This window comes from Agarivorans sp. Z349TD_8 (assembly GCF_050870825.2).
Lineage (GTDB): Bacteria > Pseudomonadota > Gammaproteobacteria > Enterobacterales > Celerinatantimonadaceae > Agarivorans.
This window is the reverse complement of the sequence record NZ_CP194037.2, coordinates 652,928-679,412: the sequence shown is the minus strand read 5'-3', so window position 1 is coordinate 679,412 and position 26,485 is coordinate 652,928. Positions and strand designations below refer to the sequence as shown.

Below are 26,485 nucleotides of genomic sequence, written 5' to 3'. Positions count from 1 at the left end.
TTACAAACGTAGGTCGCTGTCTTTCACTGGAAGTAAATACTTCAAATCATATAGTACATGTTTAGCTTTACCATAGGCTCGAATATCCTGCACCGACATCTCTTTAAACTGCTGATGAGCGACCGCCAGAATAATAGCCTCATAGCTATCAGCCGCTGGCTGTTCAACTAAATCAACGCCGTACTCTGCATGACATTCTTGTTTATCAGCCCAAGGGTCAAAAACATCAACCTGCACCCCATATTCAGAAAACTCATGCACGATATCAATCACTTTGGTGTTTCGGATATCAGGGCAGTTTTCCTTAAAGGTCAAACCTAAAATCAATACACGACCTTGATTTACCGAAATGTTGCGTTTCACCATTGCTTTCACGCACTGACCCACCACATAACGCCCCATATTATCGTTTATCCGACGACCCGCTAAGATAACTTCAGGACGATAACCGATTGACTCAGCTTTATGGGTTAAATAGTAAGGGTCAACACCAATACAATGTCCACCAACTAAGCCCGGTCTGAAAGGAAGAAAGTTCCATTTGGTGCCCGCGGCTTCTAATACTGCTTCGGTATCAATATCAAGGCGATTAAAAATCAACGCTAATTCATTGATTAATGCAATATTCACGTCACGTTGAGTATTTTCAATCACCTTGGCTGCTTCGGCGACTTTAATGCTAGAAGCCTTATGGGTCCCAACAACCACAATTTCACTGTAAAGATCGTCGACCACAGTTGCAATTTCAGGTGTGGAGCCAGAGGTAATCTTTTTAATCGTAGAAACTCGGTGAGTTTTATCGCCGGGATTGATTCGCTCTGGGCTATAGCCAACAAAAAAGTCTTGGTTAAATACCAAGCCTGAATGTTGCTCTAATACGGGAACACACTGCTCTTCGGTTGCACCAGGGTACACCGTCGATTCATAGACCACGATATCCTTAGGTTTGAGCACTTTTGCAACCGTTTCACTGGCTTTAATCAATGGAGTCAAATCAGGTTGTTTGTGTTCTGTAATCGGTGTCGGAACTGTGACAATAAAGACATTACAGTTAGCCAATTCCTCGATCTGGCTGCTATAGCTCATGTTATTGGCAACATCACTTAACTCATCGTCACTCACTTCCTGAGTCAGATCAATCCCCCGCTGTAATTCAGCGACGCGCACCTGGTTAATATCAAAGCCAATCACTTTGCGTTTCTTGGCAAATTCAATGGCTAAAGGTAAGCCAACATAACCTAAACCAATTACAGCAATACTCACGTCCATGTACACACCTATGTGATAAAAATTATATAATCTGGGCTAATTAAACCGCATATTGAAGAAGAAAGTAAGAGTATAACTTGAGTTCTCAACAAAAGGCTGCTCAAAGTAGGACATCGAGCTAATTCCGTTGTATGCTCTTTATCAAATTTATCAATCCAACAAACAGGGAAAGATATGAGTAATCATCAGTTTGGAATGAAAAAATTACTAGTATTAGGTGCACTAAGTTTAAGCTTAGTCGCTTGTGGTGGCGATTCAGCCCAAGAGCATCTAACGAAGGCGACTAATTATCTGGCCGAAGGGGATAATAGTGCCGCGATTATCGAACTGAAAAATGCGATAAAGAAGGATGGTGAACTCGGACAAGCCCGACTTTCTTTAGGACGAATTTATTTGAATCGAGGCAGCTATCCAGCCGCACAAAAAGAATTGCTCAAAGCCTTAGCGCTTAACGCAGACAAAGCGCAAGTCTTACCGCTACTCGCAAGAAGCTATTTAAATCAAAATCAAGCCGACAAAATTTCTACACTGATCCCTGATAATCGCCCCCTTGAAGCAGATGTAGAAACCGAACTGCTGGCCATTTATGCCCTCTCACTATTTAGAGAAGGTCAAATCGATAAGGCTCGTCTCACTCTGAATCAGGCACAAGAGCTGGGCGTTGAGAATACCTACTCACGAATGGCAAGCGCCAGTATTTCTGCAGCTGATAAGCAATATGACCAAGCCAATAGTACCATCGATCAGCTGGCACAAGAGGCGCCAAATAACACCGATGTTTGGCTGCTGAAAGGCCACTTAGCAACGCTCTCCAACGATATAGAAACGGCAGTGGCGGCCTATCGTCATGCCGTTGAATTGGCCCCAGATGCGATTCAATTCACCCTATATTTGGCGCAAGCATTAGTGAAAAACAAACAGTATTCGGAGGCCGAACCCTATCTCAATAGGATCTTAAAAATGGCGCCGAACCATATACTGAGTAACCAATTAAAAGCTTATATTCAGTTTCAAAAAGAAGATTTTGATAGCGCATTTACACTGGCCACTAAAGCCTTACAAAATGGTTCAAACAATACTTCAACCCAACTAATTGCAGGCATATCCGCTTACAAACTAAACAAGTATGAGCAAGCACTCACTCAACTTGAGAAAGTGATTACCAAAGACCCGGGCAACGCCCTTGCTCAACGCCTGTATGTGACCACCCAGTTTCGTATTGGTCAATTAGACTCTGCACTAGAGCAGCTTAACCAGAGTTCGCTTACCGACGCTCAAGATAGCAATTTTTTGAGTACCGTCAGCATCCAGCTCAACCAGCTGGGGAGAACTGAAGAGGCACTACAAATTGCCGAAAAGGCTGCCGCATCCGGTAACTTATCGGCCAAGGCTAAATTGGGCTTGTTACAACTAAAACAGAATGACCCCAAAGGTTTAGAGACCCTAAATCAAGTTCTCGCAGAAAATCCAGCGCAAACCCAAGCCTTCCTGGGGATCCAAGCCTTTCATTACAAGCAGAAAAAAACCGACGAGGTCTTTGCAGCACTTGAGCAATGGCTAGGTGAACACCCTAAAGACCAAGCGGTAAAATTGTATAAAGGCGCATTATTAGAGCAACTCGGTCGTTATCAAGAAGCACTGGATGCATACCAATCAGTTCTTAAAGATAATCCGAAAGATGTACCAGCTACACTATTTAGTTCTTCTGCTTATGTACAAATCGGCAAGGCCGAAAAAGCTTACCAAATTATTTACCAACTCAAGACCGAAAATCCAGAAAACTTGCGAGTGTTTCAATTTTTAATGGGGCATGCCAGCCAACTAGATAGAATGGCAGAGGTTAAAGCCTTACTCGATCAGCAGCTACTGGAACAACCCAACTCTAATCTATTGCAAGAACAATTAGGCCGCTACTTCGTCTTCAAAAAAGACTTTAAGCAAGCGATTACAAGCCTTGAACAGGTCGAGCCTTTGCTACGTAGCGACCAAATCTGGCAGTTAATTGGCGACCTATATTTACAAGATAAGCAGAACGACAATGCAATTAGCACTTATCGACGCTGGTTAGATAACTCTCCATTATCGTTAGCGGCTTATATTAAGAACATTAATGTATTAGAGGCTAATAATAAGCTAAATGAAGCTGTGGCGTTGAGCAACAGAGCAGTCAAAGTATTTAAAAATAATCAAAAAATGATTTTTTTAAATTCGGTATTGTTGCTTAAAACAGGCAATGCTGCGGCAAGCCAAGAGGCCTTAAATAGCCTCGCCCCAAACCAGTTGAAAACCTTAGCCGCGATTCAACAACAAGGTTATATTTATCTTACCCAAGAAAACTTGCCTTTAGCGATTAAGACTTTTGAAGACTTATATAGCAAGCACCCCAGCATGCAAACCGCAAATCGTTTAATTCAAACTTACAAAGACGCCAATCAACCCGAGCGTGCTGTTGCATTTGTAGAAAAAACACTGTCTGAGCATGGTGAAGCCGCACAACCATTACAGCTGCAATTAGCAGAATTACAAATGAGTTTAAATCCTCAGCAAGCTTTGCAAAGTTACCAGAAGATCATCAGTAAGGAGCCTGAAAACATCATTGCCTTGAATAACCTCGCGTGGGTATATCATGCGCAACAAGACAACCAACAAGCTTTAAAATACGCCAAACAAGTCTATCAACTCAAACCTGAACTCGCCCAGATTAAAGACACTTATGGCTATATGTTGCTTAAAGCGGGTCAAGCAGAAAAAGCCACCGAAATTCTGGCAGAAAGCTATCAACAGCAAGCCAATAACGAAATTGGCGTTCATTATGTTGAAGCGCTGATTGCGAGTAACAAACATAGTCAGGCGAGAACCTTGTTGAATAGTTTAATCGATCTCGATCCGGCCTTGCTGAATAAAAAAGCTGAGCTAGAAGCTCAGCTAAAATAACCATCTGACCAATGGTGAGAAAGCTTGCAGTTATTGCGGTAGGTACAAGCCCTTCGCAGGAGAATAAACAAAACCTTTTCTCATCATTAGGCTATTGTCTGATTTTGGTTTTGCTTTGAAGTTTGATGAATACATTTTTTTAATGTATTCATCATCATCATCATTTTTTCTGGCGGCCAGACAACCCTTGGCTACTTCTTTGTCAATATTCATCATCAGTTTTTGAAAACCAACCGGCAAGCTTCGCATCAGCATCGACGCACTAATATAGTAAGGCGCTCGCAAACCATGGTAGTCGATAGCGGCCCCGAGCTGCTCAAACTTGATCCCTAAAAAGCTCATACTGCGTGCTAAACGAGGTTCCATCATGACAAACGCATGATGTGTGCCGGAGCGTACTGCAAGCGAAGCTATCGACAAATATAAACCTATCGCCAAAAATGGAAAACAGCGTAGCTCTTCTTCTGAGTAGGTTTGTTCATTAATGGCACCCGCTGCCGCGCCTTCAAAATTATCCGCTTTACGACGACGAAACTGAGGTCGTACCGCTAAACGAGAGATCTCACATATTTCAGAGCGTTCAAATTGATCCGGATGGAATTTCGCGCCTTCAATTGCCTGCGCGCAGTATTTCTCGATAGGAAGTAATTCATCTTTATGACTTGGGGATACAATCCGCACACAACCTGCAAAATCCGCACTGGGTTTATGTTGGATCAAACAGAACCGAGAATATTCATCAAACTCATCTTGCTCCATCCCATCGTCTCGAATTGGCTCAAAGTTTAGTTCTTCACAATAAACATCATGACGGATCCTAAACGCTTCATGCACAATATCGGGACGATAAGCAACCACAGGACGCAGATACTCGGCAAAATGTTGAGCAATTAACTTTGCTTCTCGTTTCACTAGCAGTGAAATACCACTTCTCACCATCGGCCCAATCACCGGATAGCTTGCCAAATTTTTTATGTATTTATTACGAATCATAAGGCACTCTCAAAGCTTTCGATCTAAAGCAACCCACTCACTCGCCAGAGTTAAAAGCAGCTAAATAATATCAATGACAAGGACTCAAAAACAAAAAAGCGCAGTACTGGGCTGCGCTTTTAATATCAACTAATGACGCTAACTCTTAGCGACGTTTTTATTAAGCCTTAAGCACGGCGGCGCAAACCAGCCAAACCTAATAAACCTAAACCAAATATAGCTAAGGTACCAGGTTCTGTCACTTCTCTGGCTGAGATAGCAAATGCAGCTTCAAGAGTATTGGTATCATCTTCTTCAGTTAAGAAACCAATACAGGTTTTACCTTCTGGACAATCGACATTCTCAACGAATGTTAGACCTAACAAACGAGTTGTTAAGGTGTATTCATAATCGTCTAAGCCGTCTACAGGGATGGTGAAGCTATTGCTTAAGAAAATCGCATCACCTTCCTGAGTGAAAGAAACACTGTCGTCTAATACAATGGTAAATAAATCGGCACAACCAGCCTCATTGATACCAACTGCACCATCTAAAGTATCGCCATATTCACATACGCCGCCAGTAGGGTGGTTGTAGGTTTCTTCAAATTGAATTTCAAATTGTAGCGTTGGTCCAGCCGTTGGAGGCAACACCACTGGAGATGTTGGGCCTAAAAACAAACCATCGAATAAGGTCGCCGATACCAAAGTATCACCCGTTACTCCCCAGTTTTCATGGGTTAAACCAGTACCTTCAGAGAAAGCTAGAGCACCAACACCATTCACTACACTGGTGGTTACCGAGCCAGTTTTAGCATCGTCAACGATTAAAGAGCTTTGCAATTCGTTAGGGTTAACCTCTTTATAAGGTTGGCCCCAAGCCAATGTTTTAGGAAGCTCACCAGCAAAGAGTGTATCAAAGTCATCTAAGGTAGCACCCGAAGCGTTAATCCCTGTTGCGTCGCCAGCTTCTGAGACATAATCAGTGCCGAAACCCGCGTCGTTTAAGTAATCCCAATCCGTGATTAAAACAGCATTTGCCGAAAGGCTTGAAACACCTAAAGCTAATGCCATACCAGTCAATTTTAATTTATTCATATTGCCCGTCCATTTGGTCATCGCAGAGTTAAATACAAGTATATCAATGCAACTCAAATGCCAACTTAAAAAACGTTTATAAAACAATAATTTAAATAAAATGACATCCGTTTTCATGAGCAATATGTAAAATTTACTGACACCTCTAATCAAGCAACGACTCCCACTATATTTCAGCGAATAGTTGCTAAGTCCTCAATTTAAAACCACTTTTTTCGCAATCTTAAACACCAACCGTTGCAAAGGGTTCCGATTGCCCATTGGCCGCCAGGTTTTTTTAAAACGATTCCGGTAAGCATCAAAATGTAAACCATGGGGAGCGGTGACTAAATCACCTCGTTTTAAAAGGATTTTTAATACATAAGTCGCCGCCACGCCTGCACACAACTTCACTGCCATCGGCGTCGACGGTCCTTTCTTCGCGTGAAAATCGGCCTTACTTGGATCGACTAAATAAGGGCGCTGCAACATTGCGGGAGACAAACCAATTAAAAACTTAATATATTGCTCATTTTCATCTTGGCAATCTTCAAAACGGAAATACTCTTCGTAATTCATACCACCAGGCATGAAACACAAAAATGCACAGCCCATACCGAGGGGGGCAGCGGTCACCAAAGGGATGTTTTTCTCTAGGCACTTCTGAAAAACTAACTTACGTGCCGATAGGGCAAAAAAATCGAGGCTATCAACATAAACATCCACCCCCTCTAAAAACTGGTCAACATTATGCTCAAATACACCCTCAGGAAAACTACAGATCTCGGCTTCGGGATTAATATCTAGGCAAACACTTTCCATCACCTTAACTTTATCTTGCCCAACGGTAGACATGAATGCGCCCGCTTGGCGGTTAAAGTTATGCACTTCATATTCATCAAAATCTGAAATATTAAATTTACCGACACCTAAACGCGCCAAGGTAACAATATGTTCGCTCCCCACCCCACCGGCCCCAGCGATGGCCACCCGCTTCCCGCGTAATAGTTGCTGTTCATCGTCGGTAAGCCACCCTATGTTGCGCGAAAATGCATCTTCGTAATTGAAACTCATCATTATTCATCCCTGTTATAACGTTTTTATCACAACACTTTATTTGATGTTCTTTTCATACTAGCTTGCCCTAGCCTAGAGTAAAAATTAATATGAGGCAGCATTTCAAGGAATAACTCTATATGCGGCTCATTCCAGTCATCGTAAGTCTTATCATCTTGGCGCTATACAGTAGCACCGCATCAAGCCAACTTGCCGATACCATTGAGCAGATCAAGCCCTCGGTGGTCGGCGTGGGAACGTTCAACAAATTAAACTCACCAAGAGCCACCTTACGTGGTACCGGATTTGCCGTTAGCGGCAATGTCATCGCGACCAATGCCCATGTCATTCCCAAAACCTTAAATCAACAACAAAAAGAACGCTTAGTGGTATTTGTTGGCCAAGGTCGGTCTCCCCAACTAAGGTACGCAACCTTGCTGGCAAGTAATCAACAGCACGACCTCGCACTCCTGAAAATTGAAGGAGAACCCTTAAGGCCAATGCGCGTGTCAAACCAAACGGTAAGGGAAGGCGAGCGATATGCCTTTACCGGTTTTCCTATCGGGGCAGTACTTGGACTTTATCCTGTCACTCACCGCGGTATCATTTCCAGTATTACTCCGGTCGTGATACCTGCGCGTTCAGCTCGAGAATTAAACCCTGCTCAACTCAAAAGATTGAAAGCGCCCTATAATGTCTATCAGCTCGACGCTACTGCCTATCCAGGGAATAGCGGAAGTCCGCTATACCACCCAGATACGGGCGAAGTCATAGGCATCATCAACAAAGTATTTGTCAAAACAACTAAAGAAGCGGTATTAAGTAACCCCAGTGCAATCAGTTACGCGATACCCGTGAAATACTTGAAGCAACTATTAGCAACCGTCAAACCACAGTAAAGCAACATGCTATAGCCAGCTGGCCTTTAAAGAGCCTGATCAGAATCAGTGATGGCCTGTTCAACCATGGCCAGAAGCGCCATGCTCAAGTTAGAGATGTAAATCTCGCAGGGAAGTCGTAGCAGCTATATTCAACTTCTTACACTGAACCATGAATAATTCAGCACAAGCGAAGGCATCACTGGCGGCGGAGTGAGAAACGTAGTCAGGTAAACCGTAGTGACGACGCAAATCATTCAGCTGAAAACTCTTATGTGCACCAGTTCTCCCCGAATAACTGAGTTTCTTTTCAATCGCTAAAGTATCAATGATATACAAAGGACAGTGTTCAATGCCAAGGTATTGTTTAAAGTAAGCATCTATAAAATTTCGTTCAATGCAAGCGCCATGCACCAATAACACCTTACCTGATAAAGCTTGAAATAACAGACTAATACCTTCTTCTAAAGGTAGCCCCCCATCAAGCATTTGCGGAGTAATCTGGTTTACTCTTGCACTATCCGCTTTTATGTATTGCCCGTGCGCAATGAACACCTCTTGCGCTTCAGCGATTTCTATCTGAGCAAGACTCATCGGCACCAGACCGATACTCAAAATTCGGTCTTCTTGAGGATCAACCCCTGTGGTTTCAAAATCTAAAGCCAAAAACTGAAGTGAGTTAAATGCAGCCGTAAGCGCGGGCAAAGGCGTCGATAAATATTGGCGGATCCCAAGTGACCACGTGGGATCTGCAAGCATCGCTAAACGTTGCGCTTCTGGGGACAGCTTTTTAGCAAAGGTTCTTTTCAGCGTCTTAAACATGGTTTTTCGCTCACGCCTTAATAAACCGCAATTTGGCTACACTTTGTAGCTCACTGATGATTTTAAAGGCCTCTTTAAGATGTTTTCGTTCGAAACTGCTAAATAAAGCAGGCGCAATATGATTATTCGGCTCTTTACCTGCTTTTATCGCGTGCATCTGGTGAATAAAACGAACTTGCGAAATAAAATGATAAGCGCCAATAATGTTGTCACAACTATCCTGAGAAAGCGTGCCTTGTTCCGCAGCATAGCGAAAACGTTCCTCGGTTCCGGTCAGCGATCCTCCCGCAGCGAGACTGAATATACGGGCTAAATCGATAATCAGGTTCAAGGCAAATTTCTTAATATTTAAAGTATTACTATGCTCTCCGCCCTTTTCCAGGACCAAATTATTGAAAATCCCTAACGGAGGTTGGGTATCAACTGCATCTTTGACTAAGGCAGGAATAAAATTACGGCTCTGCTGAATACACTGATGTAAATACTGCTGCATTTTATCAACCAATTCATGCTCGCCATAGATCGCACGAACTTCTAAAAAGACGCTAATACTCAATAACTTGTTGTATTCTGGGCTAGCCACCCACTTTTGATAATAGGCTTTCCATCGGCTTAAGGGCTGGCACCATTGAGCGGTAGCCGCCATATACTTACCATCACACAATGGATAACCACAGGCAGCTAAACCATTGCATACCTTCATCGCAAGATGCTGAAAGTAAACTCTATCAGCGGCACTAATCTCATCGGCCAGGACAATGGCGCTATCTTGATCGGATAACATATGGACTTCATTTCTGGCATGCGAGCCTGCCACCACCCATGCGTATGCCACTGGCGGAGGACCAAGTAGTTCCTCACAGAGTTGAATTAAACGACGCGTAAAAGCATCCATAATCATCGACATCACGCGCCCTTGAATTTCGGCGCTAACCCCACTGTCAACCAAAGACTCAAAAATCGACAAGCGCTCGTCTTTTAAGGTGGCCAACGAACCCACCGAACTGGCATATTTTATTTTTTCAATTAAAAATAACGCTTGAGTACGGTGATTATGTACCAAGTGAGAGGTGGTAAGTAAACCCACCACCTTTTGACCTTTTAATACAGGCAAGCAACGAATGTGATACTGCAACATCAAAGAAATGGCTTGGATCACCTTATCATCACTCTGGATCAGCGTCGGCTGTGGCGTCATCACTTGCTGGATAGGTAAGCTGCGGTCAATCCCCGTAGCAACCACACTACGGGTCATATCGCGATCCGTCACCAAACCCACAATGTCGTCGCCCTGCTTGACCACTGCGCAAGAGCTACGCTGCTCGCCGCACATTACACGAGCGACTTCTTGGATCGGGGTATCGGCGTCGACAATCGCAATGTTTTTACTCGCAACTTCTCCCACCGAACGGAAGAACAGACCATTATCCTCTTTACGGGAATAATCCACCGCCGAACTCAAACGAACTAAAGCTTGCGTGGCAAAATAATTCTCGCACTCTGGATATTCTTGACAGATCCGCTGTAGCTGCTGATGAGGAATTAAGTAAAGTAAGGAATCCTCAATGGCAACCGCACGATAACCATCTTCTGCTTTATCTAAAGGGCCTAAGAAAGTAAAACCAAACTGATCTTCTTTGCCCAAACGAGCACGTAATTCGCCGTCTTTCAGACGTTGCTCGATCGCCCCGGTGCGAATAATATATAAGTAACGTTGTTCACATTGAGCGCTAAACTGTATCTCTTCACCTCGAGTTAAGTAACTCACCTTCACTGAATTAGCTAAGCTATCCACCAGAGCCGTTGGTAGGCGATCAAAAGGATCGAGCTTCACGAGAAAATCAAAAACATTGATAGTAAGGGAGGTACCCATTTTAAACCCATTAAAAATGAAACAGCGTTTTACATACTAAGTTGGCACAAAAAAAACAGCCCGTAGGCTGCGGATTTTAGCTTGGATAATGCTGATAACCCAGTTGCTCAGAAATATTCTTGCCGGCCTTATGTAATAAGCCGACATAATAAGACATGCGCTTTTCATCGAAACGGATGGTCGGGAAAGAGATAGAAATACCTGCAATCACGTTACCAAAACGATCGAATATAGGGGCTGCAATACAACGTAGTCCAGGTTCTTGCTCTTCGTTATCTTCCGCATAGTGCTGCTGTCTAACCACTTGCAGTTCCGCCAGTAGCTGTTCTGTATTTTCTAAAGTCTTATCAGTATGTTTAATAAACTCCACACCAGTAAGAACTTCACGGACAAAGCTCTCTTCACGCCCTGCCAACAATACTTTACCAATGGCAGTACTGTATAAAGGATTACGGCGACCAATACGCGACTGCATACGTAGATTGTAACCCGAATCAATCTTGTGAATATAAATGATGGAGCTTTCGTCTAAGGCACCTAAGTGCAAAGCTTCATTAGTATGCTCGGAGATATGCCGCATTTGTTTATCGGCTAATTCAATCAGCTCAACATATTCTAATGACCGAGCGCCTAACTCGAATAACTTAAGGGTTAAAGAATATTTATCAGCTTCCCCCTCTTGAGAGACGTAGCCTAAGGTCTTCATCGTTTGTAAAAAACGATAGGTAGTTGCCTTAGACATCATGAGACGTTGTGATAGCTCAGAGACCCCAATCTCTTTTTGCTCGCCCAAGGCTTGCAGGATGTTAAACACCTTTAATACCGACGATACCGCCTCAGGCTGAGTTGCCTTTTCCATTACTTTCCCTTACTTAACTATGTTTGTTGACATTATAACCAAAGCTTTGCGAACGACCACTAATTTTGAAAACGGTTTTCAGAATTTTGAAACCGCGCATATAATTCAACGATTACTTATGCCTTCTTACCAATTTTTTTAAAACGTAATTTCAAAAATAAATGGAAAGCGGTTCTATTTGTTGGTATATTGAGCGCATTAATAGTGACACTTCAATTGAAGCTATCACTAAATTAGGTAGTTTAGAGGAAATAACATGATTCTTGATTCATTCAACTTACAAGGCAAAGTGGCCATTGTAACTGGCTGTGATACTGGTCTTGGCCAAGGCATGGCATTAGGTTTAGCTAATGCGGGTTGTGATATCGTTGGTGTAAACATTGTTGAACCCACCGAAACCATCGAAAAAATGGCGGAAACTGGCCGTAAATTTATCGACATTCGCGCCAACTTGATGAAGTTAGATGACATTCCATCAATTGTCGAAACTGCCGTGAAAGAATTTGGCCGTATCGACATTCTGGTAAACAATGCCGGTATTATTCGCCGCAACGATGCGATTGATTTCTCAGAGCAAGACTGGGACGACGTGATGAACATCAACATCAAGTCTGTATTCTTCATGTCTCAAGCAGTTGCCAAGCAATTTATCGCACAAGGTGAAGGCGGCAAAATTATCAACATCGCCTCAATGCTATCTTTCCAAGGTGGTATTCGCGTGCCTTCTTACACCGCATCTAAAAGCGGCGTGATGGGTGTGACTCGTCTTATGGCCAACGAATGGGCTGCTCACGGCGTGAACGTAAATGCGATTGCCCCTGGCTACATGGCGACAAACAACACCACTGCTTTACGTGCCGATGAAGCCCGTAATGCCGAAATTGTTGGCCGTATTCCAGCTGCTCGCTGGGGCACACCAGAAGATTTAGCAGGACCTTGTGTATTCCTTGCGTCTAAAGCGTCTGACTACATCAACGGTTATACCATTGCTGTCGACGGCGGCTGGTTATCACGCTAAACGCGACAAAAAAAGAGAGTAATTAAAATAATGGTGGTTGATTTATCTTTTGCGCAAGCATTAGGTTTTGTGAGCTTTGCTTTAGGGATATCAACCTTTTATCAGAAAAATGATAAAACCCTGAAGATTGTGATGTTAATCTTCAATCTCAACCATCTCGTACACTATTTATTGCTGGGCTCAGTCGTTTCTGCGCTCAGCGCTTTACTTTCTGCGCTACGAACCGCAACCGCGATTTATGTTTCATCGAAAAAGGTTGCGGTGGTATTTATCAGCATTAGTTTGGCCAGTGGCATTTACATGTCTGATACCCTCTGGGATCTCTGGCCGATACTAGGCACGATTATCGGAACCTACTCGGTATTTGTACTGAAAGGTATTCCGATGCGACTCGGCTTCCTCGCAGGGGCTAGTTGTTGGTTAATCAACAACATAACGGTGGGCTCCATTGGTGGAACACTCCTAGAAATTACCGTGATCCATATGAACTTGATCACCATCTACCGTTTAACCCGTGAACGTCGCCAAGCGCTGACCCTTAATCACTAACACATTAGGTGAACTATGTTTGTATTTAACGACCAAATCACTTTAGAAGACCTCGGAGCAGGCGTTTCTCGTAAAGTTCTTGCTTATAGCGATAACATCATGACGGTTGAAGTGCACTTCGAAAAAGGAGCCATTGGCCCAATGCATAGCCATCCGCATGAGCAATTAACTTACGTCATGTCGGGCGCATTCGAATTCACCATTGGTGATGAAGTAAAAGTCGTCAAAGCCGGTGACACCATGTATAAACAGCCAAATATTGAACACGGCTGTGTCTGCCTAGAAGCGGGTGTGTTGATCGACAACTTCACCCCTATGCGTAAAGACTTCGTTTAATCACACTTTAATTTATCGCAGCAAATACTGCAGGAGAATTTAATGAAAATTGCATTAATGATGGAAAATAGCCAAGCTGGCAAAAACGCAACAGTACTAGACCAACTACAAACAGTTGTTGGTGGACTAGACTACCCTGTTTACAACGTGGGTATGAGCGATGAAAACGACCATCACCTCACATACATCCACCTCGGCATTATGGCGAGTATCCTTATCAACTCTAAAGCAGTTGACTTTGTCGTTACTGGTTGTGGTACTGGCCAAGGTGCGATGATGTCACTCAACATCCACCCAGGCGTGGTATGTGGTTACTGTTTAGATCCTTCTGATGCTTTCCTATTCAACCAAATCAACAACGGTAACGCTTTAGCACTAGCATTTGCGAAAGGTTTTGGCTGGGGTGCTGAGCTAAACGTTCGCTATATCTTCGAAAAAGCCTTCACCACTGGTGAGCGTGGTCAAGGTTACCCACTAGAGCGTGCAGAACCACAACAACGCAATGCTGGGATCCTTAACGAGGTTAAATCTGCTGTCGTTAAAGAAAACTACCTAGATACATTGAAAGCGATTGACTCAGAATTAGTGAAAACTGCAGTTTCTGGTGAGCGCTTCCAACAATGTTTCTTCGACAACTGCCAAGTGCCAGAAATCGAAGCCTATGTAAAATCAATTTTAGGCTAAACAACCTAAGATTTAGCGTGAACATTAAAAATGGCTAGCCTCGATGAGGTTAGCCATTTTTTTATGATACAACTTAGACCTTCATCACAAATTAATGAAACATCGTTTTAATTTTTATTTATAGCCACCCGGAATTGTGTATAATCGCGGCAATAAATGATCAGGAGCATTCTAATGACCCAAATTTCCCGTGTAGCCATTATCGGTGAATGCATGGTCGAGCTAAGAAAAGTTGCCGGTTCTCTAGAACAAGGCTTTGGCGGTGATACTTTAAATACCGCTGTTTACTTATCTCGTTTAACCAAACCACACGGTATTACGACTTCTTACGTGACCGGACTAGGGCTTGATCCTTTTAGTTCTGAAATGCTCGCGGCTTGGAAAGAAGAAGGCATTAATACCGAGATGGTCTATCTTTCTAAAGAAAAGCTGCCTGGCATTTACGCAATTGAGACCGCCGATGACGGCGAGCGTAGTTTTTTCTATTGGCGGAATGATTCAGCAGCAAAATATTGGATCAAAGATCAGCAATTAAGTGCACTCGCAAAAGACTTATGCCAGCACCAGATGATCTATTTAAGCGGTATTAGCTTAGCGATCCTATCTGATGAAAGCCGTGAAGCCTTAATTGAAGTGCTCACGATGTGCCGTAACGAAGGGGTAAAAATTGTCTTTGATAACAATTATCGCCCAGCACTATGGAAAGAAGCCGCCGAAGCGCAGGTTTTCTATAAGCGCATACTAGCAATTACCGATATTGCCTTCCTCACCTTCGATGATGAAGTACTATTATGGGGTGATGCCAATGAACAACAAGCCATTGAACGCAGCCAACAATTGGGCGTAACCGAGATTGTTGTGAAACGTGGCGCAGAAGCCTGTTATGTCGTAGATAAAGATGGCTTAACTGAGGTCGCCGCGAATAAAATCGATAAAGTCGTAGATACCACGGCCGCTGGCGATTCATTCAGTGCTGGCTATTTAGCAAAACGACTCACTGGTGGCGATATGCAACAATCGGCTCAGGCAGGCCATGTGCTAGCAGGAAATGTAATTCAACATCGCGGCGCGGTAATATCTCGCGACGTAATGCCAACTATTTAATGGAGACAAGCATGACAACCATCAATCAACGCCTTAGCGAGATCAAAGTTGTACCCGTTATCGCAATTAACGATGCTTCTAAAGCAGTAAAATTAGCAGAAGTACTGATTGAAAACGGCCTACCTTGCGCCGAAGTAACTTTCCGTACTGCGCAAGCAGCAGACGCAATCAAAGCAATGCGTGAAGCTTACCCTGAAATGCTAATTTGTGCCGGTACCGTACTAACACCTGCACAAGTTGACCAAGCGATGGATGCAGGTGCAGATTTTGTAGTCAGCCCTGGTTTCAACCCAAGCACAGTTAAATACTGCCAGCAACGCAATGTAACTATTGTTCCTGGTGTGAATAATCCAAGTCTGGTTGAACAGGCGATGGAAATGGGTCTTGAAACGCTTAAGTTCTTCCCAGCGGAAGCATCTGGCGGCGTCGCAATGTTAAAATCATTAGCAGCAGTTTACCCCGTTAAATTTATGCCTACTGGTGGTGTAAATCCCAAAAACGTGAACGATTACTTGGCACTATCAAGCGTATTTTGCTGTGGTGGTACTTGGATGGTTCCAAACGATTTGATCGACAATGAGCAATGGGATGAACTTGCTAAACTGGTCAGCGAAGTGGCCGGGATCATCGACTAATTCCTTCATAATTCCAATACTTAACTTTGACTATCATAGTCTCTTGGCGCCTTTACTCCTCATTTAGGCGTCTTTTTTTTGCCCCAATTATCTTACCTCGTCATTCGTCACTCAGCTTCCGAATCCTCGCATATACCAAGCAACGCAGCATCCCGTTGATTTAATTGATCGTAAGCAACAATGATCGCGTTCACAAAAACATTATTCATATACAAATCGAATTGATCATATTTAAATAGACACTACACTCAATATAATTATTGAATGAGGTTCTTATGATTATTAAACACGCCAGTCATCCAAGAGATGTCAAACAATTTGACACCGCTCGCTTACGCGAGGAATTCCTAACCGAGCAACTCTTTATCGAAGATCAGATCCAAGTGGTATATAGCCACATTGATCGAATTGTCGCGATCGGAGTATCACCCATTACGCAAGTACTCAAGCTAGCAGACTTTATCGATAACCAAGCTTTCGGTACCGACTTTTTCTTGCAGCGCCGCGAGCTAGGTATTGTCAATCTCGGTGGTAAGGCCTTGGTTGAAAGTGATAACGAACAGTACACGCTGGGTCATCTAGATGCAGCTTATTTGGCCAAGGGTGAAAAAAACATTCGATTTACATCCTTAAATCCCGAAAATCCCGCTTTGTTATATTGTCTTAGCGCCCCCGCTCACCAGCAATTTAGCTCTCGTAAAATATCATTAGATGACGCCATTAAAATTGAACTCGGCTCGCAAGATACCGCCAATGAACGAGTGATCAACCAGTATATCCACCCAGATGTACTAGACACCTGCCAGCTATGTATGGGGGTCACTCATCTGCAGCCCGGCAGCGTATGGAACACCATGCCAGCCCATACCCATGAACGGCGTATGGAAGCTTACTTATACTTTAATATTCAACCTTCCCAAGTCGTTTTCCATATGATGGGGGAACCCCAAGAAACTCGCCATTTGGTGGTGAATAACCGCCAACTAGTGCTCTCGCCGAGCTGGTCGATTCACTCCGGCTGCGGCACCAAAGACTATAGCTTCGTTTGGGGAATGGTGGGCGAGAATCAAACCTTTGACGACATGGATTTTGTAGAAACAAGCCAACTACGTTAGCTCAAACCAAGCTTCCAATGTGGCAAGCAGAGTGTCAAAATTGGCACTCTGCCTTCAATTACACCAGAGGATCTCTATGATCCCTCGTGAAGTATCACCTGCATAGGACCTTCCTGAACGAGCTATGAAAAATACCCCCTCTCCTGAATACCGAGCGCCAGCGCTAGAAAAAGGCTTAGAAATACTTGAGCTACTCGCCACCCAAGCCGAACCGCTGAGTAAAAAACAAATCGCCGAAAAGCTGGGGCGTAGTGTCAACGAAATATTTCGCATGTTATTGCTGCTAGAACAGAAAAACTACCTCGGTTATGACTTGGATAGTGCAACCTACTCACTAACCCTAAAAATGTTTACTCTGTCGAATCAACACCCCCCTATCGCGCTATTACTAAAACAAGCCCCAGCCTTACTTGAACAGCTTTGTGATCGGATCAATCAATCCTGCCATCTGAGCCACTATCAACATGGTGAATTGGTGGTTATCGCTCGCCAAGAAAGTCCCTACAAGATGGGCTTTAGCCTTCGACTCGGAGCCAAGCTTAGTATCTGTAATTCTGGTTCAGGGATCATCCTACTCGCCTACAGTAACCCCCAGCAACGAAACCAGATTTTGGCCCAGCTTGAAGACACAGCAGACGAAAAAAATCAGGCTTTAGCCGTACTCGAACAAACCTTAGCGCAGGGCTACTTTGTTGGCCCCAGCCCTCAAATTTCCGGCGTGACCAACATCAGCGTACCCATCTTAAATGTTCACGGCGGGTTACTGGCGGTAGCGACCATTCCGTTTCTTAGTTTAAATGAAAATACCGTACATCATCCTGTCGACGACCTAGAGCATACCCGACAGCAACTACTCAAAATGGCCAAAAAATTAAGCCACAATTTGAGCCTTGAGGCTTAAAAAATTAAAGAATATCGCCTTGGCCGAAATGTTAACCCACAACAAGCGAGAGTCTCTGCTCTAAAATGAGCCTCGCTGAATCAACCAACTACCGCAGCTTATTCGCAAACCAAATGTTTAATCACCAAGAACTGTCTCCCCCAACCCAATCTCAAGCCCAAGTACCAGACAAAAACACGCGCCTAAACGAATACATTGGCCTCGCAGTATAAAAGCCTAAACAAGCTTCACACTTTGCCAAGCAAACACTTTCTATTTTTATGCATTCATATATATTGAATATGCTAATTAATATTATTGAAATACTGTTTTATACGTGAGTTTATTGATGGGGCAACTCCTAAACGCTGCCACACTTATCAATATTAAAATCGCACAAATCAATCTACGTTCTGGATCAATTGCTCATTGTGGGAATGCCAAACCATTGCGTTTCTACTCAGAGAACAGCTCCAAGCGTAGTTTAGATAAGCGATACAAGCTAAATGAAAACACCACACGACGTCTGTGATGAAATAACCTAGCTGTTTTGAAATTCAACAGAGTTCCAGATCGAACTCTAAGGCAAATCCTTGGAGGACTAATTTGCAAACGAGTACCCGCCTTCAAGGCACAACAACGGTTTGTCGGGGATAAAATACTAAATAATGAGAGGTAAAATCGAAAATAATCGCAAGCAGGCACACAGTGATCAAGATCACATTTTAAACGTAAAACACAAATAATGAACCGATGTTTCGATTTTTATCAAATACCGTTTTCTTTTTTACCTTATAATGCCTGCAATTAATTTAGCGTTTAGGATTTAACCATGACATATGATTATTTAGTCATTGCAGGCTACTTTGCACTAATGGTTGCGATTAGCTTAATCTTCAAAAAAATGGCAAGTAACAGTACCAGCGATTACTTCCGTGGGGGCGGTAAAATGCTTTGGTGGATGGTGGGAGCAACTGCTTTCATGACTCAGTTCTCAGCTTGGACCTTTACCGGTGCGGCTGGTAAAGCCTATAACGATGGCTTCGCGGTACTCGCGGTATTTATCGGCAACATGGTCGCCTATGTTTTTGCCTACTTCTATTTTGCACGTCGCTTTCGCCAAATGCGAGTCGACACCCCAACCGAAGGCGTTAGACGTCGTTATGGTTCAACCAATGAGCAATTCTTCACCTGGGTAATCATTCCTTTGAGCGTGATTAATGCTGGCGTATGGCTGAATGGTTTAGGGGTTTTTGCTTCTGCAGTGTTCCATGCCGACATTATCACCACTATTTACGTCACTGGTGCAGCAGTATTGGTGATTTCATTGCTGAGTGGTGCATGGGGTGTGGTCGCATCTGATTTCATTCAAACCTTAGTGGTCGCTGTGATTTCTATCGCCTGTGCAGGCGTTGCGCTCTATGCCGTTGGCGGCCCAGGCGAAATCATCAACGAATTCCCCGGTGGCTTCATTATGGGCCCCGATATGAACTACCCGCTGTTATTAGTGTGTACTTTCATCTTCTTCGTGGTGAAACAGCTACAAAGTATCAACAATATGCAGGAGTCTTACCGTTTTCTAAATGCTAAAGATTCTAAGAACGCCAGCAAAGCCGCTTTAATGGCGCTCGTGATGATGGTTGTTGGTACTATTATTTGGTTTATTCCACCATGGGCATCAGCCATTTTATATCCCGATGCGGCCGCGGCCTACCCAGAGTTAGGGGCGAAGGCTCGCGATGCGGTATATCTGGTATTCGCTCGAGAAACCATGCCTTTAGGTACCGTAGGTCTACTCATGGCAGGTCTATTTGCGGCGACAATGTCCTCGATGGACTCGGCGCTTAACCGTAACTCAGGTATTTTTGTACGTAGCTTCTACTCCACCATTGTTCGTAAAGGACAAGCTGACGACAAAGAGCTACTACGTGTGGGTCAAATCGCTTGTTTAGTCAACGGTGTCTTAGTTATTTTGATGGCTCAGTTCTTCAACTCATTGAAGCACTTAAGCTTATTCGACCTAATGATGCAAGTCGCCACGCTACTCCAATCACCGATCCTAGTCCCCTTATTCCTCGGTATCATTATTCGTAAAACACCGAAGTGGGCTCCTTGGGCTACGGTTGTTGTGGGTATGTTGGTCTCTTGGTCTGTGGTCGAAATCTTCACACCACAGTTTGTAGCCACTTGGTTCGGCATCGATAGCATTACCGGTCGTGAAGCAGGCGAACTACGCACTATTATTACGATTGCAGCACACTTGATCTTCACCGCTGGTTTCTTCTGCATCACAACCTTATTCTACAATGAAGCGAAAGACCCTTATATTGCGACAACTAAGGACTTCTTCGAAGATGTAGACCGGGAATGTATCGCAGAAGAAGGACAAGACATTGTTGATCGGATGCAACGTGCAAAACTGGGCAGCTTGGTAATTTATATGGCAGCTGGCCTAACCCTAATGGTATTCATTCCAAATCCATTATGGGGACGCCTACTCTTCTTGGCCTGTGCGGCAGCAATATTTGCAGTGGGCTACGCCCTGAAGAAGAGCGCGAAGTTGGATGTGAAACAACCGACTGCGGTGTCTGCAATATAATTATATGATTTCATTTACTGGCTGCTATCGTATGAGTGCAGCCTTTACTCTATCGGAGATATATTTATGGCTAAAGGCAACGTCGTCACACTAGAGTTTGAATCTTTTCTAGATAGTGATACCCAAGTAAAAGTGATTCGATTAACTCCTAAAGATATCACCTGTCATCGTAACTACTTCTACCAGAAGTGCTTTACTCAAGATGGTAAAAAACTGTTATTTGCAGGTGATTTTGATGGTAATCGCAACTACTACTTGGCGGATCTAGAGACTCAAAAAGCAACTCAATTAACCGAAGGTGCTGGCGATAATACCTTTGGCGGCTTTGTTTCCAACGACGATAAAGCAATGTTCTATGTGAAGAACGAGCTTAACCTAATGAAGGTTGACCTTGAAACACTAGAAGAAACTGTGGTTTACACCGTTGATGATAAATGGAAAGGCTACGGCACTTGGGTTGCCAATAGCGATTGTACCAAGCTGGTTGGAATTGAGATCCTGAAAAGCTGCTGGGCTCCCCTAACCGACTGGAAAATGTTCCACGACTTCTATTTCACCAATCCAACTTGTCGCCTGATTAAAGTTGACATTACTACCGGTGATGTGAGCGTTGTTCACCAAGCCGACGCATGGTTAGGTCACCCTATCTACCGTCCGTTCGATGACTCAACGATTGGCTTCTGCCACGAAGGTCCGCACGACGTTGTTGACGCACGCATGTGGTTAGTTAATGAAGACGGCAGTAACGTTCGTAAAGTCAAAGAACACGCGGAAGGCGAGTCTTGTACCCATGAATTCTGGTATCCCGATGGCAGCGCCATGGGCTACGTGTCTTACTTCAAAGGACAAACCGACCGGGTGATCTACCAAGCGAACCCTGAGACCTTAGAAAATGAAGAAGTAATGGTGATGCCACCTTGTTCACACCTAATGAGCAACTTCGATGGCTCACTGATGGTTGGTGACGGTTGTGATGCACCAGTAGATGTTGCCGATGGCGACAGCTATGACATCGAGAACGACCCCTTCTTGTACGTGATGAACACCAAAAACAAGAGCTTTAAGAAGTTGGCCAAGCACAACTCCTCTTGGGAAGTATTAGGCGGCGACCGTCAAATCACTCACCCTCACCCATCATTTACGCCAAATGATGACGGGGTATTATTTACCAGTGATTTTGAAGGTGTTCCTGCAGTTTACATCGCAGAACTTCCAGAACAGTTTAAAGCCTAATTAAGCGCTTCGCCGTTCAATTCAACAAGCCTCCGCTTCGCGGGGGCTTTTTTGTTTCATCGCGGCCAGCAAACGGGGCCATAAGGCCTACAGCAATCCGTCCATACGCTTAATCAAACTTAGCAAATCAAACATCCGCTCATAGTTAAATCTAATAGCGCTGAAGGCCTGCGCCTTAATAGCAACAATTGGCAAGCCCTAACATGCTTTAACCGCACCTAGCACCGACTTCCCCCCTATTAGCCACTAAGCGGCTATCAAAGCCTGTCGCTAATAATTGGCTTAAGGATCGGCAACTTGGCGTAAAGTGACCTATAAACCGGATTGGCTGTTTCGTATATTAGTCCCACACAAACACAGGAGACAACATCATGAAACTTAAACCAATCGCCTTAATCTTATCTTCTCTTGCTCTTAGCGGTGTCGTACAAGCTGTTGAGAACCCCGTTACAGCGGCCTTAAAAGCCGAGGGCGCACAAGTGACTTTACCGGTACAAGCTGCCCCACAATCCTTTTCAAATGAATTTGTAGACTCTGCGCGAGCTCAGTTTAACAACTTCCACTGGCAAATGGGGGGCGACCACGCCTTATACTACAACATGCATATGAGCGAATTCATGCCTACTGCTGTTGCATCTCCCAGTGAGCATTACAAACCTCTGATTAAAGAGCTCCATCCCGAACTGGCTCAGCTGACCGTACATACCGAAAGCAAGGGTGAAATGACTATGCAAGACTACCTTGCAGACCCTAAATTCCGTACCCAAGGATTTATGTTGATCCACAAGGGTAAAATTGTCTATGAAGCATACCCAGGCATGAAACCAACGGACCGACACATTTGGGCATCGGCAGCCAAAACCACCGTTGGGACCGTGGTCGCGATGCTCGCCGAAGAAGGGAAAATCGATCACAACAAAATCATCACGGAGTATGTCCCCGAGCTAAAAGGCACAGTATGGGATCAAGTGACAGTGCTCAACGCGCTGAATCATGCAACAGGTTTAGACAATGAAGAGACCGAAGCATCCATCATGAATCCAGACTCACCCGTGGTGCGTTTCTTTGCCTCTGCATTTGGCTCTCCACGTTTCTCAACGGGTCAACATGAAAGCTGGATAGATGTCGCTCGAGATACCAAAAAAATTGAAGGGGATGCCCCCGGTAAGCAGTTCCGTTATGCATCCATGAATACCATTGTTCTCACCCAGATGATCGAGAATATCGAAGGCACCACATGGGCAAAAGTGTTCGAAGACCGGGTCTGGTCGAAAGTGAATGCACGCCAGCCCATGCTGATTAACCAAACACCTGATGGTATGGCTATCGCCGTTGGTTTGGTGTCCACAACGCTGGAAGATATGGCTCGCTGGGGAACCCTATTTACGCCAAGCTGGAGCGCGGTCACAGACGAACCCATCGTTTCGCAAGCAATGCTCGACCGGATCCATAACAATGGCGATAAAACTGCATTTGCCGGAACCACTAAAGAAGCTAGCTCGTTACATGCATTTAATGAAAAGGCATCTTACAACTCATATCAGTTCGATTATATCTTCGAAGATGGCGCGATGTCTAAAAGCGGTAACTTAGGGCAGTTCATCTATGTCGATCCAGACCGTGATTTTGTCGGTGTCGTGTTCTCAACCAACCCTTACCACTCTGGTTTTGGTGAAAATAAAGCACCTGCGCTGATGCGTTCCGCCGCTAAAGTACTTGCTGGTCATTAGAGTTCGGATGGCGGTTTCATTGAGAAACCGCCAAATTAGTTTCAGTGTTATTCCTCGTTATACACGCTCCTGTGTTGAGGAGTAGCACTTCTTTTTGACTGAGCTGGTGGAGCACGGCGGTCTTGCTTAAGTATTGTTCAATCATTCAAGTGATTTCATATGAAAACCAAACTAATTCCCCTCGCTTATGGTTTGATATTGGCAAGCACCCCTTGCCTTGCCTCTGACATTGATTATCAGTTTGGCGGCTCAATAAAAACCATCATCACTCATGATAGTGACGCCGCGGGTGTCGGTATTAATATTCCCGCCAACAGTTTGTATGGAAAAAGTCATCACAGCGATACCAAGTTAGATGCGTCTCTATCACAATTTAAGTTCGCGGCTGTCAAATCTTTTCGCGACGGCAGCCACCTTCAGTCATTACTGGCCATGGACTTTAATGCGAACAATGATGCCAGTATGTCACCGCGACTACGTGAGGCCTATCTGAGCTGGCAATGGCACAATAGTCAGATTTTGGCTGGTCAAACTTGGTCAACCTTTATGGACATGCGTAACTACCCGCTCTCGTTAGCCGAGCCCACCCTCAGTGGCGTGGTCTTTAAACGCCAAACCATGGTTCGTTGGTCGCAAACCCAGGGGGCATTTAAATATGATCTTGCCCTTGAAAATGGCACCAATAGTGATATCCAAAATAGCAGCGAAGATGCGATAGACAACAGCGGCTCATCACCCGATTTAATCATCGGGCTGGAATGGACACATCAGCATGGTTGGCTCAGAGCAAGTAGTGCATTCACTGAGGTTCGTCTGGCGAGCGAACAAACAGAATTTAGCAAGTTAGGCTATGGCGTTCAACTTTCCGGAGGTTGGTCCCCCACACCCAGAGACCAAGTTTCATTACTCGCCTACACAGGGCAAGGCACCGACCGCTACCTGTTAGGTCTGTCGAACACAGGCAGCAGTTGGAACTCAGCCGAGAAAACACTAGACTTACGAACCACTCATAGTGTTATGGCCTCTTATACACGCTATTGGCGTCCCGATCTCAAGTCAGTACTGGCTTATGGAAGAGTCGCCAGTCGCGCGCTCGATTGGCAAGATACATCGACCATCGATACCTTTACCTCCAGCCAGTATGGTCTACTCAACTTGCTCTGGAATATTAAACCAGACCTCATGTTGGGGCTTGAATATAATTACTCACAATATGAGCGAAACATTACAGGCACGCGTGATAATCACCGTGTGATGTTAGGCATGGAATGGAAATACTAACCGCGCCGACCTTGCTTGGGTAAGCTTGTTGCCGAAAGTGATTGATATCGGCAACACGAAACCATAGCGATAAATGAAGTAAAACACCGATTCAAACCGCATCCTTCATCCCCCCATGAGCGAAAGGGCTCACACCTCACCCATAACGTTTAAACCACTTGAGCGGTCTAAGCAAGCCCTAACTCCTACGATCGACACTCGAAATATACCTACAAAAATACCTTGAATAGCAACTCATAGCTGATAAGGCACTGTCCCATAGATAACAAAGAGACAGAGCCTTCCACAAGGCCAATCGTAGACTGGCAAATCAGAAACGAGTGAGTAATCAAAACAAATTAAAACTCAAGTGAATAACAGGCTTTATGCTCAGTTCTCGATGCAATTTAGCCAAACTTGATGGCCTTGTTTGCGATCACTCTTGATTTAAACCCAAGCCTTTTCCACCCAAGGCAAACCAAAATTGAATTCAAATAACTACATTTGATGGCCCACTTAGAACCAGAGATCGAACATTCGAAGTGCGGCACGAGTAATGAGACCAAAGCTTATCCAGTGCGCTTGACAGAGCTCATCAGTATCGATGCCTTGGCGACTCATCGTGCAGCCCGCTCCAAAAATAACCATTCATGCTGCCAGCTTGATGCGCCGAATAGCCTCTCAGTCCCAGCAACACATATCTGGCGCAAAGTGACCTATATCGATAAATCGCCAATGTTTATAGTGTGCTCAAGATAAACACAGGAGCACAAATATGAACAACTTCACTAAAACCATCTTAACCAGCACTTTACTATGTTCGAGCATTGGCCTCAGTCACGCAGCTGAATCTAAAGATAAAGTTGACCCTTCCAACCTTACAGCCGTGAATACCTCTGCCTACATAGGAATGAGTAATCAGGGAGATGTGAAACTATCAGGTTCAGTAGGCTTTGGCCTTAAAAATGGCCAGATGGCAATGGGAACGCTTGAAGGGAGCATGGATCGAGACGGAAATTATAATGATAGCCGACTACAGTATTTCCATGTATTTAATGTGGGAAACACCTTGGTACCAACCGCAGCAGCCTCACTGGATTTAATCGACAACCAAAACTTTACAACCCTAGCTGTAGGCGCGGTGGCAATGTTTAAACCAAATGTAAAAAATCTCACCATTTTTGGTCGCGTCGGGGTTTTAGCCGGTGAATATGATCAAGACTTTGCCGCGATGATGGGAGAAACTGATAATAATATCCTCGGGGGTATGGCTGCTGCTTATTTCTCTTGGAAGCCTGGTGCAGACGGCACTTACTTAATGTTCTCTCCTGAATATACTTATATGGACGGCGACATTACCACTTCAAGCTTAAAAACATCAATAACTCTAGGAACCCCACTGTCGAGCGATGGTAAACGCTGGGGACAATTCAAAATTGAACATAGCTCTGGCAATATGAAGTCGAGCAATCAAAAAATTGAGATTAATGACACGGTTGCTTGGGCCTTTTACAAAGTGTACTTCTAAGGCATTGGCGGATTAAAAGCAGGGATAGCTTTTAGTCAAACAATCCGCTAACGCTGCAGAGCGACATCAAACATC

22 protein-coding genes are annotated in these 26,485 nt (G+C 44.2%); 15 read left to right on the top strand and 7 right to left on the bottom strand.

What is annotated here, in order from left to right; all coding sequences use genetic code 11:
• A complete protein-coding gene (gene tviB, locus ACRRS1_RS02975) occupies positions 1-1,269 on the bottom strand; it encodes a Vi polysaccharide biosynthesis UDP-N-acetylglucosamine C-6 dehydrogenase TviB (RefSeq protein ID WP_432468438.1) in 1,269 nt (422 codons plus the stop codon).
• 174 nt (positions 1,270-1,443) lie between these two features.
• Here tviB and prsT point away from each other — a divergent pair, with 174 nt between their 5' ends.
• On the top strand, positions 1,444-4,203 hold the full coding sequence (prsT, locus tag ACRRS1_RS02970; RefSeq protein WP_432468439.1) for an XrtA/PEP-CTERM system TPR-repeat protein PrsT: 2,760 nt from the start codon (positions 1,444-1,446) through the stop codon (positions 4,201-4,203).
• A gap of 30 nt (positions 4,204-4,233) precedes the next feature.
• Here prsT and ACRRS1_RS02965 read toward each other — a convergent pair whose 3' ends face one another.
• From ACRRS1_RS02965 to ACRRS1_RS02955, 3 genes are all read right to left on the bottom strand, one after another.
• Complete coding sequence (locus tag ACRRS1_RS02965) at positions 4,234-5,196, bottom strand: PEP-CTERM/exosortase system-associated acyltransferase (protein ID WP_432460871.1); 963 nt, start codon at positions 5,194-5,196, stop codon at positions 4,234-4,236.
• Between the two features lie 167 nt (positions 5,197-5,363).
• Positions 5,364-6,272: a THxN family PEP-CTERM protein gene (locus tag ACRRS1_RS02960; protein ID WP_432454647.1), complete on the bottom strand. Its 909-nt coding sequence runs from the start codon at positions 6,270-6,272 to the stop codon at positions 5,364-5,366.
• Between the two features lie 195 nt (positions 6,273-6,467).
• Positions 6,468-7,328: a ThiF family adenylyltransferase gene (locus ACRRS1_RS02955; protein WP_432454648.1), complete on the bottom strand. Its 861-nt coding sequence runs from the start codon at positions 7,326-7,328 to the stop codon at positions 6,468-6,470.
• 119 nt (positions 7,329-7,447) lie between these two features.
• On the opposite strand from ACRRS1_RS02955, the gene ACRRS1_RS02950 reads away from it, so the two are divergent.
• Positions 7,448-8,206, top strand: coding sequence for a S1 family peptidase (locus ACRRS1_RS02950; RefSeq protein WP_432454649.1), 759 nt, complete (start codon positions 7,448-7,450; stop codon positions 8,204-8,206).
• A 90-nt stretch (positions 8,207-8,296) separates the two neighbouring features.
• Here ACRRS1_RS02950 and ACRRS1_RS02945 read toward each other — a convergent pair whose 3' ends face one another.
• The 3 genes from ACRRS1_RS02945 to kdgR form a co-directional block, all read right to left on the bottom strand.
• Positions 8,297-9,007 carry an exonuclease domain-containing protein gene (locus tag ACRRS1_RS02945; protein ID WP_432464325.1) on the bottom strand — a complete coding sequence of 237 codons (711 nt, stop codon included), beginning with the start codon at positions 9,005-9,007 and terminating at the stop codon, positions 8,297-8,299.
• Positions 9,008-9,017: 10 nt separating this feature from the next.
• On the bottom strand, positions 9,018-10,880 hold the full coding sequence (locus ACRRS1_RS02940; RefSeq protein WP_432464324.1) for a DUF294 nucleotidyltransferase-like domain-containing protein: 1,863 nt from the start codon (positions 10,878-10,880) through the stop codon (positions 9,018-9,020).
• Between the two features lie 76 nt (positions 10,881-10,956).
• Positions 10,957-11,739, bottom strand: a complete 783-nt coding sequence (gene kdgR, locus ACRRS1_RS02935; RefSeq protein ID WP_432454652.1) for a DNA-binding transcriptional regulator KdgR — start codon at positions 11,737-11,739, stop codon at positions 10,957-10,959.
• 256 nt (positions 11,740-11,995) lie between these two features.
• On the opposite strand from kdgR, the gene kduD reads away from it, so the two are divergent.
• From kduD to ACRRS1_RS02870, 13 genes are all read left to right on the top strand, one after another.
• Positions 11,996-12,757 (top strand): 2-dehydro-3-deoxy-D-gluconate 5-dehydrogenase KduD, encoded by a 762-nt coding sequence (kduD, locus tag ACRRS1_RS02930; RefSeq protein WP_432454653.1) that lies wholly within the window; start codon positions 11,996-11,998, stop codon positions 12,755-12,757.
• Between the two features lie 30 nt (positions 12,758-12,787).
• Entirely contained in the window at positions 12,788-13,306 is a 519-nt protein-coding gene (locus ACRRS1_RS02925; RefSeq protein ID WP_432460868.1) for a YgjV family protein, read from the top strand.
• Between the two features lie 15 nt (positions 13,307-13,321).
• Positions 13,322-13,642, top strand: a complete 321-nt coding sequence (locus ACRRS1_RS02920; RefSeq protein ID WP_432454655.1) for a cupin domain-containing protein — start codon at positions 13,322-13,324, stop codon at positions 13,640-13,642.
• Between the two features lie 42 nt (positions 13,643-13,684).
• Positions 13,685-14,326: an RpiB/LacA/LacB family sugar-phosphate isomerase gene (locus ACRRS1_RS02915; protein WP_432454656.1), complete on the top strand. Its 642-nt coding sequence runs from the start codon at positions 13,685-13,687 to the stop codon at positions 14,324-14,326.
• A 174-nt stretch (positions 14,327-14,500) separates the two neighbouring features.
• A complete protein-coding gene (locus tag ACRRS1_RS02910) occupies positions 14,501-15,430 on the top strand; it encodes a sugar kinase (protein WP_432454657.1) in 930 nt (309 codons plus the stop codon).
• A gap of 11 nt (positions 15,431-15,441) precedes the next feature.
• Positions 15,442-16,065 carry a bifunctional 4-hydroxy-2-oxoglutarate aldolase/2-dehydro-3-deoxy-phosphogluconate aldolase gene (locus ACRRS1_RS02905; protein WP_432454658.1) on the top strand — a complete coding sequence of 208 codons (624 nt, stop codon included), beginning with the start codon at positions 15,442-15,444 and terminating at the stop codon, positions 16,063-16,065.
• Positions 16,066-16,340: 275 nt separating this feature from the next.
• Positions 16,341-17,180, top strand: a complete 840-nt coding sequence (kduI, locus tag ACRRS1_RS02900) for a 5-dehydro-4-deoxy-D-glucuronate isomerase (RefSeq protein WP_432454659.1) — start codon at positions 16,341-16,343, stop codon at positions 17,178-17,180.
• Between the two features lie 124 nt (positions 17,181-17,304).
• Complete coding sequence (locus ACRRS1_RS02895) at positions 17,305-18,081, top strand: IclR family transcriptional regulator (RefSeq protein WP_432468440.1); 777 nt, start codon at positions 17,305-17,307, stop codon at positions 18,079-18,081.
• A gap of 811 nt (positions 18,082-18,892) precedes the next feature.
• Complete coding sequence (locus ACRRS1_RS02890) at positions 18,893-20,659, top strand: sodium:solute symporter family protein (protein ID WP_432468442.1); 1,767 nt, start codon at positions 18,893-18,895, stop codon at positions 20,657-20,659.
• 66 nt (positions 20,660-20,725) lie between these two features.
• Positions 20,726-21,892 carry an oligogalacturonate lyase family protein gene (locus ACRRS1_RS02885; RefSeq protein WP_432468444.1) on the top strand — a complete coding sequence of 389 codons (1,167 nt, stop codon included), beginning with the start codon at positions 20,726-20,728 and terminating at the stop codon, positions 21,890-21,892.
• A gap of 371 nt (positions 21,893-22,263) precedes the next feature.
• Positions 22,264-23,622 carry a serine hydrolase domain-containing protein gene (locus tag ACRRS1_RS02880; RefSeq protein ID WP_432464323.1) on the top strand — a complete coding sequence of 453 codons (1,359 nt, stop codon included), beginning with the start codon at positions 22,264-22,266 and terminating at the stop codon, positions 23,620-23,622.
• 159 nt (positions 23,623-23,781) lie between these two features.
• Complete coding sequence (locus ACRRS1_RS02875; RefSeq protein WP_432464322.1) at positions 23,782-24,903, top strand: DcaP family trimeric outer membrane transporter; 1,122 nt, start codon at positions 23,782-23,784, stop codon at positions 24,901-24,903.
• A 754-nt stretch (positions 24,904-25,657) separates the two neighbouring features.
• Positions 25,658-26,410 carry a hypothetical protein gene (locus ACRRS1_RS02870; RefSeq protein WP_432454665.1) on the top strand — a complete coding sequence of 251 codons (753 nt, stop codon included), beginning with the start codon at positions 25,658-25,660 and terminating at the stop codon, positions 26,408-26,410.
• Positions 26,411-26,485 lie beyond the last annotated feature (75 nt).